Here is a 17,639-nt window from a genome sequence, read left to right on the forward strand (position 1 = left end):
TTCGGGGCTGTAGCTTAGTGGTAAAGCCTCTGTCTTCCAAACAGATGATGCGAGTTCGATTCTCGTCAGCCCCTCCATTTCTCTCGCCAGGAGGATGCCGTGGTGACACCGTCCTCCCGCCCGGTTCCGGGTTTCCATGAGTTTCCTCCGTCCTTCGGCAGTTCGTCCGGCCCGCCGGTGCGCGTTCCCCGCCGTCGACGGCGGGCTCTCCTCGTGACGTGCGGGGCCCTTCTTACTATCGCGGCTAGCGCCGCGACGCATGTCGGGGCCAACCTCGGCTACGACGATTCGCGCACGGCCTATGAGCTGGCGGTTTCCGATGCCGAACGCACGCAGCGCGCGCTGACTGCCGGGATCGCAGTGCTCGACGGCACTGTCACCGCAGCCCAGACCGCTCTCGCAGCCGACAGCAGTCTGCTCATCGGCGCCGATAACCGCGCGGATCTCGAGGCCAAGACCGACGCCGCACTCGGGTTGCTCACCGAGCACACCGAACTCGCCGATCATGCGTTCGTCGCTGCGGAGGCGAAACCGGTGTGGGCCTGGGAACTGTTCGACGAAAGCCGACGGTTCGATGCCCTCCGCGACGATGCCACGACTGCGGAGGATGAGTTCACCACGGCCGCTGCACAAGCGGACGAGGCCGCGCTCGACGTCTCGACAAGCGCATTCGTCGTCATCACCGAAGCGGCGGAGGCGAGTGCCGCCTTCGAGTCGGCTCACATCGGCGCGCGCAATACCGACATCATCGCCCTCCGGCGCGCCGCGCAGGAGCTCGCCGAACGCACCGATTTCGATGCCGAGGCGGTCGAGGGATATGTCGCACTCGAGACTGCAGCGGCCGCGATGATCGCCTCTGAAGCAGCCGAAGTCGCCGAGAAGCAGGGCCCGTTGTACGACGCTCGGCTCGAGGTCGAGGCTTTCGCGCGATCGTTGGCTCCGGGCGTGCTGCTCGACTTCGACTGGTCTCCGATCGTGAACGGCTACGGACACTCCGACAGCATGGCCGGCTACGCCACCTGGTGGTACGGAGAGCCCGGCCACGCCAACATCGAGCTCACCGACTCGGTGGCCGCATACTGGCCCGGCGAACGCAGCAAGTCCCTCGTCGCGCACGAGGTCGGGCACGCGATCAGCGTGAAGTGCCAGGGCATGTACGACGACTCGAACCAGGACACGATCGAGCACTGGGCGACAGCCTGGGCCATCAGCATGGGTTTCCACAGCGCCGCGAACGGCACATCGGCCTACGGCCCTCCCCCGCAGGAGCTCATCGACGCTGCATCCGGTTGCCGCTGATCCGTTCTGAGAAAGTAGGCGGATGCTCCGACACGCCGTGACCAGATCGTTTCTCCCGGCCGTCCACCCGGGCGTGTTTCCGCGTTACGCTATGAGCGACACGCCATACCCAAGCGTGCATCACGAGGGGGAATACTCACATGAAAGCTTCACGCAGGAACAAGATCTACGCCGTCCTGGCCGGAGGACTCGTGCTCGGAGTCGGCGCCGCAGTGACTCTCGCGGCGTGGAACGACTCGGAATTCGCGACGGGCAACTTCACCGCCGGTTCCTTCATCTTCGAGGGCTCCGAGAACGGCACAGCCTGGGGCGAGCACGACGCCGAGGGCGCTGCGGCCGCGCTGACGTTCACCGCGAATTTCGACAACCTCAGCCCCGATGACGTCGTGTACGCCCCCTATGCGCTGCGCCTGACGTCGACAACCGACGCCGACCTGACGTCTGTCGCGCCCGTCGTCACCGGCGATCTCGACGGACAGCTCACCTTCGACGCCGTGGCGACCACGGCGTTCGGCTGCGACGACGCGACGGACTTCGCCGGCGGAAGCGCGGTTCCCACGACCATCGCCGATGGCGAGGTCATCAACCTCTGCCTCGCAGTGACGGCCTCGTCGACGCTCGTCCAGGGCGACACCGGCACGGCTGTCTGGCAGTGGACCGCCGAGTCCCAGTGATGACCACGCGTCGCTCGCGACGCACTGATCGTCTCGAGCAGCGTCGGCTCACGATTCGTCGTGTGCGGGCGCTGCTCGTCGGCGGTCTTGTCCTCGGGGTCGGTGCGACCGCGACGCTCGCCTCGTGGACCGATCCGGAGTACGCGTCGACCCAGATCACGGCCGGGACGTTCTCGATCGAGTCTCGGACATCGACCGGGGACGGGTTCGCCGAGCACAATTCGAGCGGCACAGCCGCCACACTGCCGCTGAATCTCACGGGCATCTACCCGGGAAGCAGCGCGGCCGCCTGGATCCAGATCCGCACAGCTCCGGGATCCGTCAAGGGAACCGTGAATCTCATCGATGCCGTCGCGCCCGCCAGCGCCGCGAACTCCATCGCACTGCGTGATGCGCTCACGGTTCGCGTCGTCGCGACGAGCGCGACAACGACAGCAGCTCCGGACTGCACGACGTCGATGGGTGGCGGGACCGCCGTGACCGGTATCGACAACGTCCCGGCGTTGAGCCCGTCGGCATTGGCGGCGAACGGCGCCGACGTCGTGAACTACTGCTTCATCGTGACGCTTCCTGCCGACACCCCGAACGCTGCACAAGGAGGGTCCGTGACTCCCGTGTGGGAGTTCAGCGGCACGACGGGATGACGACGATGACGACGCTGCAGCGCATCGGGCGGATTGCGCGCGAGGCGCTCCTCACGCTGCTTGCGCTCGGCGGGGTCTGCTGCATCGTGCTCGTGATCCTCGCGTTCACCGGCGGATACTCGCTGATCATGTTCAAGACCGGATCGATGTCACCGACGATCCCCGCAGGCTCCGTCGCGCTCGTGCAGGAGATCCCGGCATCCGACATCGCCGTCGGCGACGTCGTCACCGTCGATCGCGACGGCGCGCTCCCGGTGACGCATCGGGTGACGAGCATCGCGGATGACACCGATGGCGCTGCGCGCACCTTCACGATGCGCGGCGACGCGAACGAGATCGAAGACCCTCTGCCGTACACGGCGACCGAGGTGCGCATCGTGCGCGGCTCCGTGCCCCACCTCGCGCAGGTCATCATTTGGTTCGGCAGCCCCTGGGTGCTCGGAGCGATCACGATCGGAGCGTCGGCACTGGTCACCTGGGCGTTCTGGCCGAAGACGCCGCGGCGCGATGAACGCGACGATGAGACGGATGCCGGCGAGGACTCACCGATCGAACCGGAAACCGCCGGTGAGCTCGTCACTGCAGGCGCGCCCGCTGCTCCCGGCGCGGATGAACCGCGCACCCGACGCGAACGACGGGCCGCCGGCATGCTCGCAATCGCGCTCGCTCTCGGCGCAGGCGGAGCGCTGCATGCCCCTGAGCAGGCGGCTGCCGGGGAGTCGATCCTCACGATGACTTCGGATCTCGACGCATCGGGGTCGTACGCACTCGACTCGGATGATCCGCTGTACTGGCACCTCGACATCGACGCAACGGGCGCACCCGCGGCCGGCGAACTCGCCGTCTCGATGCGCGCCAGCGGATCCGACGCGCTCGCCATGCAGGTCGAGGTGCGCGCCTGCGACGTCGTCTGGGAGGCCGAGGGCTGCCCGACCGGCGAGCGGATGCTGCGCGCCGATGCCCCGCTCGCGCTTGATGGCGCCACGAACCCGCTGCTCGCCGATCCGACGCCGACAGTCACGCACCTGCGAGTCGCACTGACCGCTCAGGCGGCTCCCGATGTCGCAAGCGCAGAGGCGTCCCTCACGATCAGGGCAATTGCCGGTCAGACGATTATCGACGAATCCATCAACGGCGGGGAGCTGCCCCGCACCGGAGGGCAGTCATGGGTGTTCCTCGCAGCGCCCGCGGCGATCATCATCGGACTCGGGATCGCTCTTATCGTCGGGGCGCGGAGGAGGTCGAAGTGAAGAAGCGCAACGCGCTGCGCCTCAGTGTCGGTGCAATGAGTATCGCCGCTGCGTTGGTCGTCTCGACAGGCTCGGTTCAGCCGACAGAAGCGGCGTGGACCGAGGCCGAGTATGGCGCGGCTCCCCCGATCACGACGATCAAAATACCAACTCCGATACGAGTCGGTACGCCCGGATGCGTCCTCACTCCCGGATTACTTGGGCTCACGCCTTCGATCACCATCACGTGGCAGATTCCCGCCCCGATATCGCAGTATGGAGAGTCCGACGCTGAATACGGCCAGATTGTCGGAGGACTGCTCGAGCCGATTCTCGGCGGTCTGCTCGGCAGCATCAACACGGTCGAGACGTCGCCTAATGCGTTTACGACGACGGTCAACAGTGGTCTGCTCACCGGCCTGCTCGGAGCATCCAAATCCATCGGGATCCGGCTCAACGGTCCAGGCGGTTGGGACTCGGATTGGCTTGTGGCCAACGCCAGCATGGGCTTGGCCGGCATCAACCCGCAGTGTTCGATGACTACAACTGCGTCATAAAACCGCCGCCGCCCCGAAGAGCGACGGCGGTTTCAGAAAAAGTCTGATCAGGCCTGACCGCGGCGCTCGCGCAGCTGCGTGAGCGCGTCTTCGAGCAGCTGCACCGACTCCTCGTCGGTGCGACGCTCCTTCACATATGCGAGGTGGGTCTTGTAGGGCTCGTTCTTGGCGAGCTCCGGCGGGTTGTTCTTGTCGCGACCGGCCGGCAGGCCCGTCTGCGGGTGGTCGATCGTCTCGGGGATCTCCTCTTCGGGGAGACCCGCCGCGAAGTAGCGCACGGTCTCGTTGCCGAGCCCGTCCCAGTACGAGACCGCCGTGCGGTCGGCGTGGTAGCCGTGGTCCTGCTCCCCCATGGGGCCAGAGCCCACACGGGTGCCGCGAATCGCGTTGCCTCCGGTGGCCACGTCAGCTCACCACGCCGAGCTTCGTGAGCAGACCGAGCGCGACGATGGAGATGAACCATACGAGCGCCAGAATGATCGTGAAGCGGTTGAGGTTTCGCTCCGCAAGGCCGGAGGAACCGACCGCAGAGGTCATCCCCCCACCGAACATGTCGGAAAGACCGCCACCGCGGCCCTTGTGGAGAAGGATGAGGAGAGTCAGCAGGACGCTGGTGACGCCCAGCACGACCTGCAGGACGAACTCAAGAATTGCCACGAGGGAGAGCCTTTCGCTGGGCCAGGTGCCCGTAATCGTCAAGTATACGAGAAGGTGGCGGGGCCGCGGCCCCGCCACCCGCTCATACGCCGACGTGCTTTTCGAAACGGATGATCGCTGCGAACTCGTCGACGACGAGGCTCGCGCCGCCCACAAGGGCACCGTCGACGTCGGGCTCGCGCATGAAGGTGGCGATGTTCGCCGACTTCACCGAGCCGCCGTAGAGGATGCGCGTGCGCGCGGCCGCGTCATCATCAAGGGTCTTCGCCAGAACACCGCGCAGCGCGGCGCAAACATCCTGCGCCTGCTGCGGGGTCGCCGCCTGGCCGGAACCGATCGCCCAGACCGGCTCGTAGGCGACGACGATCTCGGCGGATGCCGGAACGTCCTTGAGCGCTGCTTCGAGCTGCCCGGCAGGAACGGCGCTGGCGCCGAACTTCTCCAGGTCCTCAGCGGTCTCGCCGACGCAGATCACCGGTACGAGCCCGTGCTTGAGCGCCGCCTGAACCTTCGCCGCGACGACATCGTCGCCCTCGGCGTGGTACTCGCGACGCTCGGAGTGGCCGATGATGACGTACTTCGCGTCGAGCTTCGACAGGAACGCACCGGAGATCTCACCGGTGTACGCGCCCGAGTCGTGCGCCGACAGGTCCTGCGCGCCGAGCGCGAACGGGATCTTGTCGGCATCGAGCAGGGTCTGCACGCTGCGGATGTCGGTGAAGGGCGGGAAGACCGCGACGTCGACCGAGTCGTCGTCGTGCTTCGCGTCCTTCAGAGCCCAGTGCAGCTTCTGCACGAAGGCGACCGCCTGCAGGTGGTCGAGGTTCATCTTCCAGTTTCCCGCGATCAGCGGGGTACGAGCGTTCACGCCCATCCGAGCACCTCCAGGCCGGGTAGTTTCTTTCCCTCGAGGAACTCGAGGCTCGCGCCTCCGCCCGTCGAGATGTGACCGAAGCGGTCGTCCGCGAAGCCGAGCTGACGCACGGCGGCTGCGGAGTCGCCGCCACCGACGACACCGAGGCCGTCGACCTCGGTCAGCGCCTGCGCGACAGCACGAGTTCCGGCGGCGAACGCCGGGAACTCGAAGACGCCCATCGGGCCGTTCCAGAAGACCGTCTTCGACCCGCGGATCGCCTCGGCGAAGGTCGCGGCCGTGTCGGGGCCGATGTCGAGGCCGATGCCCGAGGCGCCGAACGAGGACTGCTCGATCGCGTCAGCGGCGACGACCTCGTGCGCAGCATCCGCCGCGAACGACGCCGCGACGACGACATCGGTCGGGACCACGATCTCGACACCGCGCTCAGCGGCCTCAGCGAGGTATCCGCGGACCGTGTCGAGCTGGTCCTTCTCGAGAAGGCTGGATGCCACGGCGTGGCCCTGCGCGGCGAGGAAGGTGAACAGCATCCCTCCGCCGACGAGAATGCGGTCGACGCGCGGCAGCAGGTGCGAGATGACGCCGAGCTTGTCGCTGACCTTCGAGCCGCCCAGGACGACCGTGTAGGGACGTTCCGGGTTCTCGGTGAGCCGGTCGAGCACATCGAGCTCGGCGGCGATCAGCAGGCCTGCGGCAGAGGGCAGCAGCTCGGCGAGGTCGTAGACGCTCGCCTGCTTGCGGTGCACGACGCCGAAGCCGTCCGAGACGAGCGCGTCGCCCAGCTGGGCGAGCTCGGAGGCGAAGGCCTGACGCGTGGCGTCGTCCTTCGCGGTCTCGCCCGGGTTGAAGCGCAGGTTCTCGATGACGACGACTCCGCCGTTGTCGAGCTCCGAGACAGCGGACTGGGCGGACTCGCCGACCGTGTCGCGGGCGAACGCGACGGGCTTGCCGAGCAGCTCGGACAGGCGCTGCGCAACCGGCTCCAGGCTGTACTGGGCGTCGGGCTCCCCCGCGGGGCGTCCGAGGTGCGAGCACACGACAACACGTGCGCCCGCATTGATGAGGGCGTTCAAGGTCGGCAGCGAGGCACGAACACGGCCATCGTCCGTTATGACCCCATCCCGCAGAGGGACGTTGAGATCACAACGAACGATGACGCGCTTGCCCTCGAGCGAACCCAGAGATTCCAGGGTGCGCAGGGTCATCGGATACTCAGAGACGCTCTGCGACGTACTCGGTCAGGTCGACGAGACGGTTGGAGTAGCCCCACTCGTTGTCGTACCAGCTGGAGAGCTTGACCTGGTTGCCGATGACGCGCAGGAGGCCTGCATCGAAGATCGACGAGTGCGGGTCGGTGACGATGTCGCTCGAGACGATCTCGTCCTCGGTGTACTTCAAGATGCCCTTGAGCGGACCCTCTTCAGCAGCAGCCTTGTATGCGGCCTTGACCTCGTCGATCGTGACGGGGCGCGAAGCGGTGACCGTGAGGTCGGTGATCGAGCCGGTGGGAACCGGAACGCGCAGCGCGAAGCCGTCGAGCTTGCCCTTCAGCTCGGGCAGGACCAGGCCGATGGCCTTGGCTGCACCCGTCGAGGTGGGGACGATGTTGACGGCGGCGGCGCGGGCGCGACGCAGGTCGCTGTGCGGGCCGTCCTGCAGATTCTGGTCGGCGGTGTAGGCGTGGACCGTGGTCATGAGACCGTTCTCGATGCCGAATGCGTCGTTGAAGACCTTGGCCAGCGGCGCGAGGCAGTTCGTGGTGCAGGAGGCGTTCGAGAGGATGTGGTGGTTCTCGGGATCGTAGATGCCCTCGTTGACACCCATGACGATGGTGGCGTCGTCGCCCGAGGCGGGAGCCGAGATGAGAACCTTCTTGGCGCCGGCCTCGATGTGCTTCTTGGCGAGCTCGGCCTTGGTGAAGAAGCCGGTCGACTCGATGACGATGTCGACGCCCAGCTCGCCCCACGGGAGGTTGGCGGGGTCGCGCTCCGCGAAAGCCTTGATCTCCTTGCCGTCGACCGTGATGCTGTCGTCGTCGTAGGTGACCTCGGCGTCGAGACGGCCGGTGATGGAGTCGTACTTGAGAAGGTGCGCGAGCGTCTTGTTGTCGGTGAGGTCATTCACCGCGACGATCTCGATGTCCGCACCCTGCGCGAGAGCCGCGCGGAAGTAGTTGCGTCCGATGCGGCCGAAGCCGTTGATACCGATCTTGACAGACAAAGATGTCTCCTGATTGTCATGCGCGGAGTGCGCGTTTTCGGGGGATGTGGACATCGGCGTCCCGACGGGCGAAGAGCCCATCGGGACGCCCGTCTTGATTACGACAGTACCAGCAGGCCGTTCGTCTGCTTGCGGGCGACATCGAGACGCTGAGCGACGTTCTCCCAGTTCGCGATGTTCCAGGCCGCCTTGATGTAATCGGCCTTCACGTTGAGGTAATCCAGGTAGAAGGCGTGCTCCCACATGTCGAGCTGGAACAGCGGAATCGTGCCCTGGGCCGTGTTGGCCTGCTGGTCGAACAGCTGCTGGATGATCAGACGCTGTCCGATCGGCTCCCAGCTGAGAACGGCCCAGCCGGAGCCCTGGATTCCCGCAGCCGCAGCAGCGAAGTGAGCCTGGAACTTCTCGAACGAGCCGAAGAACTCGTCGATGGCGGCCTTGAGCTCTCCCTCGGGCTGACCGCCGCCGTTCGGCGACAGGTTGGTCCAGAAGATCGAGTGGTTGACGTGACCGCCGAGGTTGAACGCGAGGTCCTTCTCGAGCTTGTTCACGTTGGCGAGGTTGCCGCTCTCGCGCGCCTCGGCGAGACCTTCGAGCGCCGCGTTGGCGCCGGTCACGTAGGCCTGGTGGTGCTTGTCATGGTGCAGTTCCATGATCTTGCCGCTGATGTGCGGCTCGAGTGCCGAGAAATCATAGGGGAGGTCGGGGAGCGTGTACGTCATGTCGCTTTCATCCAATCCGCGCCGCGCCGCGGCGCTTGCCGATCCTCTTCGCAGCCCAAGTGCTGTGAAGAGCGGACGTTTTCATCCTACTGACGTCAACGCGCACGTGGTGGGGATGCTTCCACCGATGACGAAAAAGTCCCAGGGATCGCTCCCCGGGACTTTCTCGTGAAATGCATTCGGTCAGGCGTCGAGCCCCGCGGGCACAGCGGCCTCCGTACCGGGGATGCCCTCCTGCTGCGCGCGCTTGTCGGCCATGGCGAGCAGACGGCGGATGCGTCCGGCGACGGCGTCCTTCGTCAGCGGCGGCTCGGCGTGGTGGCCGAGCTCGTCCAGGCTCGCATCACGGTGCGCGAGGCGCAGCTGACCGGCCGTGCGCAGATGATCGGGAACCGTGTCGCCGAGGATCTCCAGCGCGCGTTCGACACGAGCGCACGCCGCGACCGCGGCCTGTGCCGAACGGCGCAGGTTCGCGTCGTCGAAGTTCACCAGGCGGTTGACGCCCGCGCGGACCTCGCGGCGCTGACGCATCTCCTCCCACGCGGCGGCCGTCTTCACGGCGCCCATCTGCGCCAGGATCGAACGGATCGCCTCGCCCTCGCGCACGACGACCCGCGGCATGCCGCGCACTTCGCGGGCCTTCGCGGCGACACCGAGACGGTGAGCGGCCCCGACCAGCGCCATGGCCGCCTCGGACGTCGGGCACGAGATCTCGAGCATCGCCGAACGACCCGGGTCGGTCAGCGTTCCGTTCGCGAGGAACGCACCGCGCCAGAGGCCTGCGATCTCTTCACGGGAACCGGTCGTGAGACGGTTCGGCAGGCCGCGCACGGGGCGACGACGCTGGTCGAGCAGGCCGGTCTGACGCGCGAGCGTCTCCCCCGCACCGATCACGCGCACGGCGTAACGGGCGCCCTCGGTCGCAGTGGCCGACTGCACCTGGGCGATCTCGGGACGCACACCATAGATCTCGGCCAGATCACGGGCGACGCGACGCGCGAGAAGATCTGCGTCGACCTCGGCTTCGACGGCTACCCGGCCGGCGATCGAGTGGAGGCCGCCGGCGAACCGGAGGATAGCCGTCACTTCCGCGACTCGCACCGTCGGGGGTGCATTACGAATGCTGACGAGTTCAGCTTTTACGTCGGTGGTTAGTGCCACGGGACTCCTTGTAAAACTTTCATGCATCGGATCGCGACGCAACGAACCAGTTTACCCCGGGCGCGGCGCAGTCTTATTCGCGCCCGAGATCACGGTGGCGCACACTCACCGCGATGCCGGGCATCTCCGCCAGACGTTGCGCGAGCTGTTCGGACATGGCCACGGAGCGGTGCTTGCCGCCGGTGCATCCGATCGCCACCGTCGAGTGGCCCTTGTTCTCGCGCTGGTACCCCTCGAGCACGGGTACGAGAGCCTTCGCATAGGCGTCGAGGAAATCCGCCGCGCCCTCCTGCTCGAGCACATAGTCGCGGACCGGAGCATCCTGCCCCGTGAGGCCGCGCAGTTCCTCGTTCCAGTACGGATTCGGGAGGAAACGCATATCGGCGACGAGGTCGACATCCGTCGGCAGACCGTACTTGAACCCGAAGCTCAGCACCGTCAGTCGGTGCCGTGCGGCGCCGTCTTCCGCGAAGGTCTCCGAGACCTGCGTGGCCAGCTGGTGGATGTTCAACGATGATGTGTCGATGACGATGTCGGCGGCCTCGCGCACCAGCGTGAGTCGGGAGCGCTCGAGACGGATGCCGTCGAGCAGAGTTCCATCCTCCTGCAGCGGGTGCGGGCGACGGACCGCCTCGAAGCGACGGACGAGGACGTCATCGGATGCGTCGAGGAACACCACCCGCACGCTGCCGCGCGACCGCAGCGCCCGCGCCACCTCGGGGAAATCGTTAAAGAGGTTGCGCCCTCGCACATCCACGACCGCCGCGACCTTCGGCAGCGCACCGGCGCCGAGATCCGTCAGGTCGAGAAGCGGAGGAAGCATTTGCGGAGGAAGGTTGTCGACGACATACCACCCCAGATCTTCGAGCGCATTCGCCACTGTTGACCGCCCCGCACCGGACATGCCGGTGACGATGAGGAACTCGTTCTTCTCGCCGTCGACCATCGGTACTCCCTCTCCTTGTCCGTACAGCCTATCGACTAGACAGGTGGGAGTGGATGCTCGCGGCGAGCGCTGGCCCGATCCCGGGCACCTCCTGGATCGCATCCGACGTTGCACCGCGCAGCGCCGTCACGGAACCGAAGTGCTTCAGGAGCGCCTTGATGCGGGATGCCCCGAGCCCGGGGACCTCGGCGAGCACAGTGGTGATATCGCGCTTGCGGCGCTTGCGCTGATGCACGATCGCGAATCGGTGCGCCTCATCGCGCAGACGCTGCAGAAGATACAGGGCTTCACTGGTCCGCGGGAGGATCACCGGGAAGTCCTCCCCCGGCAACCACACCTCCTCGAGTCTCTTCGCGATGCCGCACAGAGCGATCTCGGCATGTCCGGCGTCGCGCAGCGCACGAGCAGCCGCCTCGACCTGGGGCTTCCCCCCGTCGACCAGCAGCAGCTGGGGCCGATAGGAGAAGCGCGGCTTCTTCTTCGCCGTGATCACCTCTCCCTCGGCCGTTACCGCACTCGCCTGCCCCGTCGCCGCATCGATGACCGCCGCGGGCTCATCGTCCTCCGGACGGTCGAGGTGCGCCAGGCGCCGCATGAGCACCTGATACATCGAGTCGGTGTCATCCGTCGTCTCGGCGATGTTGAACGACCGGTACTGGTCGGTGCGAGGCAGCCCGTCTTCGAAGACCACCATCGAGGCGACCACATTCGTGCCGCCCAGATGCGAGATGTCGAAGCACTCGATGCGCAGCGGCGCAGCATCCAGCCCCAGCGCCTCCTGCAGATCGGTCAACGCCTGCGTACGCGCGACATAGTCGCTCGTGCGCCGCGTCTTGTGGCGGATGAGCGCCTGCTGGGCGTTCAGCGTCGCCGTGCGCATGAGCTCCGCGCGCTGACCTCGCTGAGCCACCGCCACCTCGACCTTGCGGCCCCGGCGCTCCCGCAACCACTGCTCGAGTTCTGCGGCATCATCAGGTAACGCGGGGACCAGGATGCGACGCGGCACATCCACGCCCTCACCGTACGCCCGCTGCAGGATCTGATCGACCAGGTCGGCGCCCGAGATGTCGAGCTCCTTCTCGATCGTCGTCGCCCGCACGCCGCGCACCCGACCGCCGCGGATCACGAAGTGCTGCACAGCCGCCGCGAGCTCATCCTCCGCGATGCCGAACAGATCAGCATCCTCATCCGCCGGCAGCACCAGCGCACTCTTGCCGAGAACAGCCTCGATCGATGCGAGCTGATCGCGGTACTTCGCCGCCGATTCGTAGTCCATGGCGGCCGAGGCCGCGAGCATCCTCTTCGTCAGCTCTTTCGTGAAGCGCTCGTCCCCGCCGGCCATGAAGGCGACGAAATCATCGACCATGGCCCTGTGCTCCGCGATCGACACCGTCATCGAGCACGGGCCGCCGCACTTGCCGATCTGCCCGGGGAAGCACGGTCGTCCGGTCGCCATCGCGCGCTTATAGCTGGAATCGCTGCACGTGCGGATCGGGAACGCCTTGATCATCAGATCGATCGTCTCGTGCACCGCCCACACCTTCGGGTACGGCCCGAAGTACCGCGCCCGCGGAATCCTGCGGTTACGGGTGACGAGCACGCGCGGCGCCTCATCACCCAGCGTCACCGCGAGAAACGGGTACGACTTGTCATCCTTGTAACGAACGTTGAACGGCGGATCGAACTCCTTGATCCACATGTACTCCAGCTGCAGTGAATCGACGTCGGTCGCGACGACCGTCCATTCGACCGATGCCGCCGTCGTCACCATCCGACGGGTGCGCTCGTGGAGTGTGCGCAGCGGGGCGAAGTAGTTCGACAGGCGCTGACGCAGGTTCTTCGCCTTGCCGACGTAGAGGACCCGCCCCTCGGCGTCGCGGAAACGATAGACGCCCGGGTTCGTCGGGATCTCACCCGGTTTCGGCTTGTACGGGAGGACCTCGGCCATCAGCCGGCCTTCCGCTCCCCGCGTCCGGCGCCCAGAATCTCTCCGAGGAAGAGCCCCGTGTGACTCTCCTCGACCTTCGCGATCTGCTCGGGCGTGCCGGTGGCGATCACCGTGCCGCCGCCGGAGCCGCCCTCGGGGCCCATGTCGATGACCCAGTCCGCGGACTTGATCACGTCGAGGTTGTGCTCGATCACGACGACCGTGTTGCCCTTGTCGACGAGACCGTTCAAGACCTCGAGGAGCTTGCGCACATCTTCGAAGTGCAGACCCGTCGTCGGCTCGTCGAGCACGTAGATGCTGCGTCCGTTGCTGCGTCGCTGCAGCTCGGTCGCCAGTTTCACGCGCTGCGCCTCACCTCCCGACAGGGTCGTCGCAGACTGTCCGAGACGTACATAGCCGAGGCCGACATCGACAAGCGTCTTCATGTATCGGTGGATCGCCTGGATCGGCTCGAAGAACTCCGCCGCCTCTTCGATGGGCATGTCGAGGACCTCGGCGATGTTCTTGCCCTTGTAGTGCACCGACAGGGTGTCGCGGTTGTACCGCTTGCCGTCGCACACCTCGCAGTCGACGTACACATCGGGCAGGAAGTTCATCTCGATCTTAATCGTGCCGTCGCCCGAGCACGCTTCGCAGCGGCCGCCCTTGACGTTGAAGCTGAAGCGTCCCGGCAGGTACCCGCGGACCTTCGCCTCGGGCGTCTCGGCGAACAGCGAGCGGATGCGGTCGAAAACGCCCGTGTATGTCGCCGGGTTCGAGCGCGGGGTGCGACCGATCGGCGCCTGATCGACGTGGACGACCTTGTCGAGGTTGTCGAGACCCGTGACGCGCGTGTGCTTGCCGGCCAGGGAACGGGCGCCGTTGAGCTTGGAGGCCAGAACGCGGTACAGGATGTCATTGACCAGCGAGCTCTTGCCCGAACCGCTCACCCCCGTGACCGCCGTCATGACGCCGAGCGGGAAGGTTGCGGTGACGTCCTTCAGGTTGTTCTCACGTGCGCCGACGACGGTCAGCATGCGCTTCTTGTCGATCTTGCGTCGCTTCGTCGGCGTGGGGATCTCGCGACGACCCGAGAGGTAGTCGCCCGTCATCGATCCGGTCTCCTCGAGGAGCTCGGCATAGGACCCGGAGTGCACGACCGAACCGCCGTTGACGCCCGCCCCCGGTCCGATGTCGACGACCCAGTCGGCCGCTTCGATCGTCTCTTCGTCATGCTCGACGACGATCAGCGTGTTGCCGAGGTCGCGCAGCGTCTCGAGCGTCTGGATCAGACGGCGGTTGTCGCGCTGGTGCAGCCCGATCGAGGGCTCGTCGAGCACGTAAAGCACGCCGGTGAGCCCCGACCCGATCTGCGTGGCCAGGCGGATGCGCTGGGCCTCGCCTCCGGAGAGCGAGCCGGCCGACCGGCTGAGGTTGAGATAGTTCAGGCCGACCTGCAGGAGGAAGTTCAGCCGCAGGCGGATCTCCCGCAGCACCTGGGCGGCGATCTTCGCCTCGCGCTCGGTCAGCGTGAGGGTCTCCATGAAGTCGGCGGCATCGGCGAGACTGAGGTCGGCGACCTCGGCGATCGAGCGCCGGTCGACCGTCACCGCGAGCACCTCAGGCTTGAGCCGCGCACCGTTGCATGTCGAGCAGGGCACCTCACGCAGGTACTCCCCCCAGCGGGCGCGCTGGTTGTCGCTCTCGGCCTGCGCGTACTGACGCTCGATGTAGGGCACGACGCCCTCGAAGCCGGATGCATACCGCATCTCGCGGCCGTAGCGGTTCTTCCACTTGACCGTGACCTTGTAGTTGTCGCCGCGCAGCACAGCATCCTGCACATCAACGCGCAGGTCCTTCCACGGGGTGTCGAGGTCGAAGTTCAGATCGCTCGCAAGACCCTCGAGAAGACGCTCGTAGTACTGGAAGAGCCCCTTGCCCTGCGTGGTCCAGGGGATGATCGCCCCCTCGCGGATCGAGAGGTCCTCATCGCCGAGCATGAGATCGACGTCGACCGACATGCGCGTGCCGAGGCCCGAGCAGGTCGGGCAGGCGCCGAACGGGGCGTTGAAGGAAAACGTGCGAGGCTCCACCTCCGTGAGCGTGATCGCGTGGCCGTTGGGACAGGCGAGCTTCTCGGAGAAGGACTGCCAGGCGGCATCGCCCTCTTCATCGACGAAGTTGATCTGCATGATGCCATCGGCGAGCCCCAGCGCCGTCTCGACCGAGTCGGTCACACGCCCCAGGATGTCGCCCGAGGCGACGAGACGGTCGACGACCACCGAGATGTCGTGCTTGTAGCTCTTCTTCAACTTCGGCGGGTCGGCCAGCTGGACGAGGTCGCCGTCGACGATGGCGCGCGAGTATCCCTTGGCCCCGAGCTCGCGGAAGAGGTCGACGAACTCGCCCTTCTTCTGAGAGACGATCGGAGCGACGATCTGATATCTGGTGCGGTCGGGCAGCTCCATGAGCTGATCCGCGATCTGCTGCACCGTCTGGCGCTGGATCTTCTCCCCGCACTCGGGGCAGTGCGGTACTCCGATGCGTGCCCACAGCAGGCGCATGTAGTCGTAGATCTCGGTGATCGTGCCCACGGTCGAGCGCGGGTTGCGGTTGGTTGACTTCTGGTCGATCGAGACCGCCGGGCTCAGGCCCTCGATGAAATCGACGTCGGGCCGATCGACCTGGCCGAGGAACTGACGCGCATACGCGCTCAGCGACTCGACGTAGCGGCGCTGCCCCTCGGCGAAGATCGTGTCGAACGCGAGGCTCGATTTGCCGGACCCCGACAGGCCCGTGAACACGACCAGCGAGTCGCGCGGGATGTCGATGTCGACGTTCTTCAGGTTGTGCACGCGGGCACCGCGAACACTGAGTTTTCCGGTGGTTTCTACGGGGACGATTGGCACCCGTCAATTCTATGAGGGGCCACGGACATCGGGGCCGTGAGGACGTTCAGGATGGCGCGCGCACGATCACTGACTCGTGCGGGCCCGGAACAGCAGCACGGCCAGGCCCGCCACGATCACGCCTCCGACGGGCGCGAGCCACGCGACCCCGTCGTCGCCCACCGTGGGCATCACGACGACGAGCAATGCCACCGGCTGCGCGATCAACTGCACGCCGACGAACCGCCGGAGCGTCGGCAGCAGCATCCGCGGATGCATCCGGGAGGCGAACGGCACGGCCATGCAGACGCTGCCGAGCACGTGCACGAGGTGCAGGATCAGCAGTGCCAGTGCGGTGCGCCACGGCGACGGCTCGTCGAGCGCGATGCCCAGCACGATCACCGCAGCGCCCGCCCAGGTCGCGAGGCTCCGTGGCAGCACGGCGCCGACGACGAACGCGACGGCTCCGATCATCTGCCAGGGGGCGTACCCGTTCAGTGAGATGACGCCGGCGATCCCGATCAGCGCGGTGAGGGCGCGGAGCACGACGGCGGGGATCGCCGCCGTCACGCGCATCTCGTGGGTTCGGGCTCTCATCGGCGCATCCGTCCTGCCGAGCGCAGCGCGGCATCCGCCCCATCCCCGTCGAGGCGCCACGCGATCGCGTCGGCTCCGGCGTGACGCAATTCGATGAGGGCGTCGTCGTGTTCGGCGCTCACCGTGCGCAGCGCGAGGCGCTGCTCGCGGTTCAGTCGTGCGTCGTCGAGCACGGGCAACACGTCCACGGCGACGACCCGATGGCCGCTCGCCCGCAGCGCGAGCGCGAGCGTCGTGGCACCCCGGTCGATGAAGGGCGAGAGCACGTGCACGGTCGCGCCGTGCGGCACCGGCGGCGTGCGCCGGTAGCGGGTGGTGGTGCCGCTCACGCCGGTGGCGGCGATCGCCCGGCGCAGCCGCGCCAGATGGCGGACGCCGGCTCCGGGGGCGATCGTGCGCCCACCGGCGGAGAGCTCATGGAGCGCGACCCGGTCGCCGGCGGCGATGGCCGCGGTCGCGATCGACAGGGCGGCCTGGCGGGCGAGGTCCAGCGACGTGACGCCGCTGCGATCGGGGTCGGGGAAGCCCCAGGTCGCGACGACCGCGCCGAGGTCGTCGGCGGTGTCGATCATGATGACGACGGATGCATCGCTGAGGGTGTCCGTGCGCCGCACCAGCAGATCACCGGGGCGCCGGGCCAGGCGCGCTGTGGCCCGCCAGTCGACGCGCCGCAGCTCGTCGCCCGGCGCGAACGGGTGGATGTCCCGGAAGTCGCCGCCCTGGCCTGGACGCGAGCCCCGGTGGATGCCGTGCAGGCCCCGGAGCCGGGACGCGACGGGCAGCGCGCCCAGCCGGATCGGCGTCGGTGCCGCGTTCCAGTCCAGCGTGCGGCGCGGCACCGTCGTGCTGACCCAGGCGCCGTCGAATGCCACCGCCCGGGCCGTGGCAGCGATGAGCTCGACCGGGCCGGAGTGGCGCAGGCGCGCGGTGGTGCGCACGACGGCGTCGCCGTCCGCGGCATCCGCCACGCCTCGTCGCACTCCGCCCTGGTCGATCGCGAGCTGCACCCAGTCCGCGCCGGCGCGGACGCCGACCGTGCCGTGCACCGTTCCGGGCTCCGCGCCGGATCCGGCATCCAGCGTCACGGCGATCCGCGCAGGTCGGGGCCGGCGCAGCACGAGCACGCACCACAGGGCGAACGGGAGACCGAGCACGACGACGTCCGGGCGCGAGAAGGCGACCCCGGCCGCGGCGAGCATGGCCCGCTGGTGCGCCGCCGCCTGCCCGACGCCGCTTTTGGCCAC

At 67.2% G+C, this 17,639-nt stretch carries 17 protein-coding genes and 1 tRNA gene; 6 read left to right on the forward strand and 12 right to left on the reverse strand.

Annotated features, from left to right (window positions below):
• Nucleotides 1-3 precede the first annotated feature (3 nt).
• The 6 genes from Q0Z66_RS09720 to Q0Z66_RS09745 all read left to right on the forward strand — a co-directional run bounded on the left by Q0Z66_RS09720 (nt 4) and on the right by Q0Z66_RS09745 (nt 4,403).
• Nucleotides 4-77: transfer RNA gene (locus Q0Z66_RS09720), tRNA-Gly, on the forward strand.
• A 136-nt stretch (nt 78-213) separates the two neighbouring features.
• Entirely contained in the window at nt 214-1,299 is a 1,086-nt protein-coding gene (locus Q0Z66_RS09725; RefSeq protein WP_298040591.1) for a hypothetical protein, read from the forward strand.
• A gap of 140 nt (nt 1,300-1,439) precedes the next feature.
• Nucleotides 1,440-1,973 (forward strand): SipW-dependent-type signal peptide-containing protein, encoded by a 534-nt coding sequence (locus Q0Z66_RS09730; protein ID WP_298040592.1) that lies wholly within the window; start codon nt 1,440-1,442, stop codon nt 1,971-1,973.
• A complete protein-coding gene (locus tag Q0Z66_RS09735; RefSeq protein ID WP_298040594.1) occupies nt 1,973-2,617 on the forward strand; it encodes a SipW-dependent-type signal peptide-containing protein in 645 nt (214 codons plus the stop codon). Before Q0Z66_RS09730 ends, Q0Z66_RS09735 begins: the two co-directional genes overlap by 1 nt.
• A 5-nt stretch (nt 2,618-2,622) precedes the next feature.
• Nucleotides 2,623-3,867 carry a signal peptidase I gene (locus Q0Z66_RS09740; RefSeq protein WP_298040595.1) on the forward strand — a complete coding sequence of 415 codons (1,245 nt, stop codon included), beginning with the start codon at nt 2,623-2,625 and terminating at the stop codon, nt 3,865-3,867.
• A complete protein-coding gene (locus tag Q0Z66_RS09745; RefSeq protein WP_298040597.1) occupies nt 3,864-4,403 on the forward strand; it encodes a hypothetical protein in 540 nt (179 codons plus the stop codon). Before Q0Z66_RS09740 ends, Q0Z66_RS09745 begins: the two co-directional genes overlap by 4 nt.
• Nucleotides 4,404-4,450: 47 nt before the next feature.
• On the opposite strand, the gene Q0Z66_RS09750 is transcribed toward Q0Z66_RS09745, so the two are convergent.
• The 12 genes from Q0Z66_RS09750 to Q0Z66_RS09805 form a co-directional block, all read right to left on the reverse strand.
• Entirely contained in the window at nt 4,451-4,807 is a 357-nt protein-coding gene (locus Q0Z66_RS09750) for an RNA polymerase-binding protein RbpA (protein ID WP_298040599.1), read from the reverse strand.
• 1 nt (nt 4,808) lies between these two features.
• Entirely contained in the window at nt 4,809-5,060 is a 252-nt protein-coding gene (gene secG, locus Q0Z66_RS09755; RefSeq protein WP_298040600.1) for a preprotein translocase subunit SecG, read from the reverse strand.
• 82 nt (nt 5,061-5,142) lie between these two features.
• Nucleotides 5,143-5,934 (reverse strand): triose-phosphate isomerase, encoded by a 792-nt coding sequence (tpiA, locus tag Q0Z66_RS09760; RefSeq protein WP_298040602.1) that lies wholly within the window; start codon nt 5,932-5,934, stop codon nt 5,143-5,145.
• Nucleotides 5,925-7,139, reverse strand: coding sequence for a phosphoglycerate kinase (locus Q0Z66_RS09765; RefSeq protein ID WP_298040603.1), 1,215 nt, complete (start codon nt 7,137-7,139; stop codon nt 5,925-5,927). Before Q0Z66_RS09765 ends, tpiA begins: the two co-directional genes overlap by 10 nt.
• Before the next feature lie 7 nt (nt 7,140-7,146).
• Entirely contained in the window at nt 7,147-8,154 is a 1,008-nt protein-coding gene (gene gap / locus Q0Z66_RS09770) for a type I glyceraldehyde-3-phosphate dehydrogenase (RefSeq protein ID WP_298040605.1), read from the reverse strand.
• A gap of 98 nt (nt 8,155-8,252) precedes the next feature.
• The gene (locus Q0Z66_RS09775; RefSeq protein WP_298040607.1) at nt 8,253-8,876 is read right to left on the reverse strand and encodes a superoxide dismutase; all 624 of its coding nucleotides are present in this window, start codon (nt 8,874-8,876) and stop codon (nt 8,253-8,255) included.
• Between the two features lie 183 nt (nt 8,877-9,059).
• Nucleotides 9,060-10,037, reverse strand: coding sequence for a DNA-binding protein WhiA (gene whiA, locus Q0Z66_RS09780; protein WP_298040609.1), 978 nt, complete (start codon nt 10,035-10,037; stop codon nt 9,060-9,062).
• A 73-nt stretch (nt 10,038-10,110) separates the two neighbouring features.
• Nucleotides 10,111-10,983, reverse strand: coding sequence for an RNase adapter RapZ (gene rapZ, locus Q0Z66_RS09785; protein WP_298040611.1), 873 nt, complete (start codon nt 10,981-10,983; stop codon nt 10,111-10,113).
• A gap of 28 nt (nt 10,984-11,011) precedes the next feature.
• Nucleotides 11,012-12,931 (reverse strand): excinuclease ABC subunit UvrC, encoded by a 1,920-nt coding sequence (uvrC, locus tag Q0Z66_RS09790; protein ID WP_298040613.1) that lies wholly within the window; start codon nt 12,929-12,931, stop codon nt 11,012-11,014.
• Nucleotides 12,931-15,819 (reverse strand): excinuclease ABC subunit UvrA, encoded by a 2,889-nt coding sequence (uvrA, locus tag Q0Z66_RS09795; RefSeq protein WP_298040615.1) that lies wholly within the window; start codon nt 15,817-15,819, stop codon nt 12,931-12,933. The genes uvrC and uvrA overlap by 1 nt, the downstream gene beginning before the upstream one ends.
• A 66-nt stretch (nt 15,820-15,885) precedes the next feature.
• Nucleotides 15,886-16,395, reverse strand: coding sequence for a hypothetical protein (locus tag Q0Z66_RS09800; RefSeq protein ID WP_298040618.1), 510 nt, complete (start codon nt 16,393-16,395; stop codon nt 15,886-15,888).
• Nucleotides 16,392-17,639 (reverse strand): DUF58 domain-containing protein (locus Q0Z66_RS09805; RefSeq protein ID WP_366938985.1); only part of this gene is annotated, 1,248 nt, incomplete at its 5' end. The genes Q0Z66_RS09805 and Q0Z66_RS09800, both read right to left, overlap by 4 nt.

It is taken from the genome of uncultured Microbacterium sp., assembly GCF_947632095.1.
GTDB lineage: Bacteria > Actinomycetota > Actinomycetes > Actinomycetales > Microbacteriaceae > Microbacterium.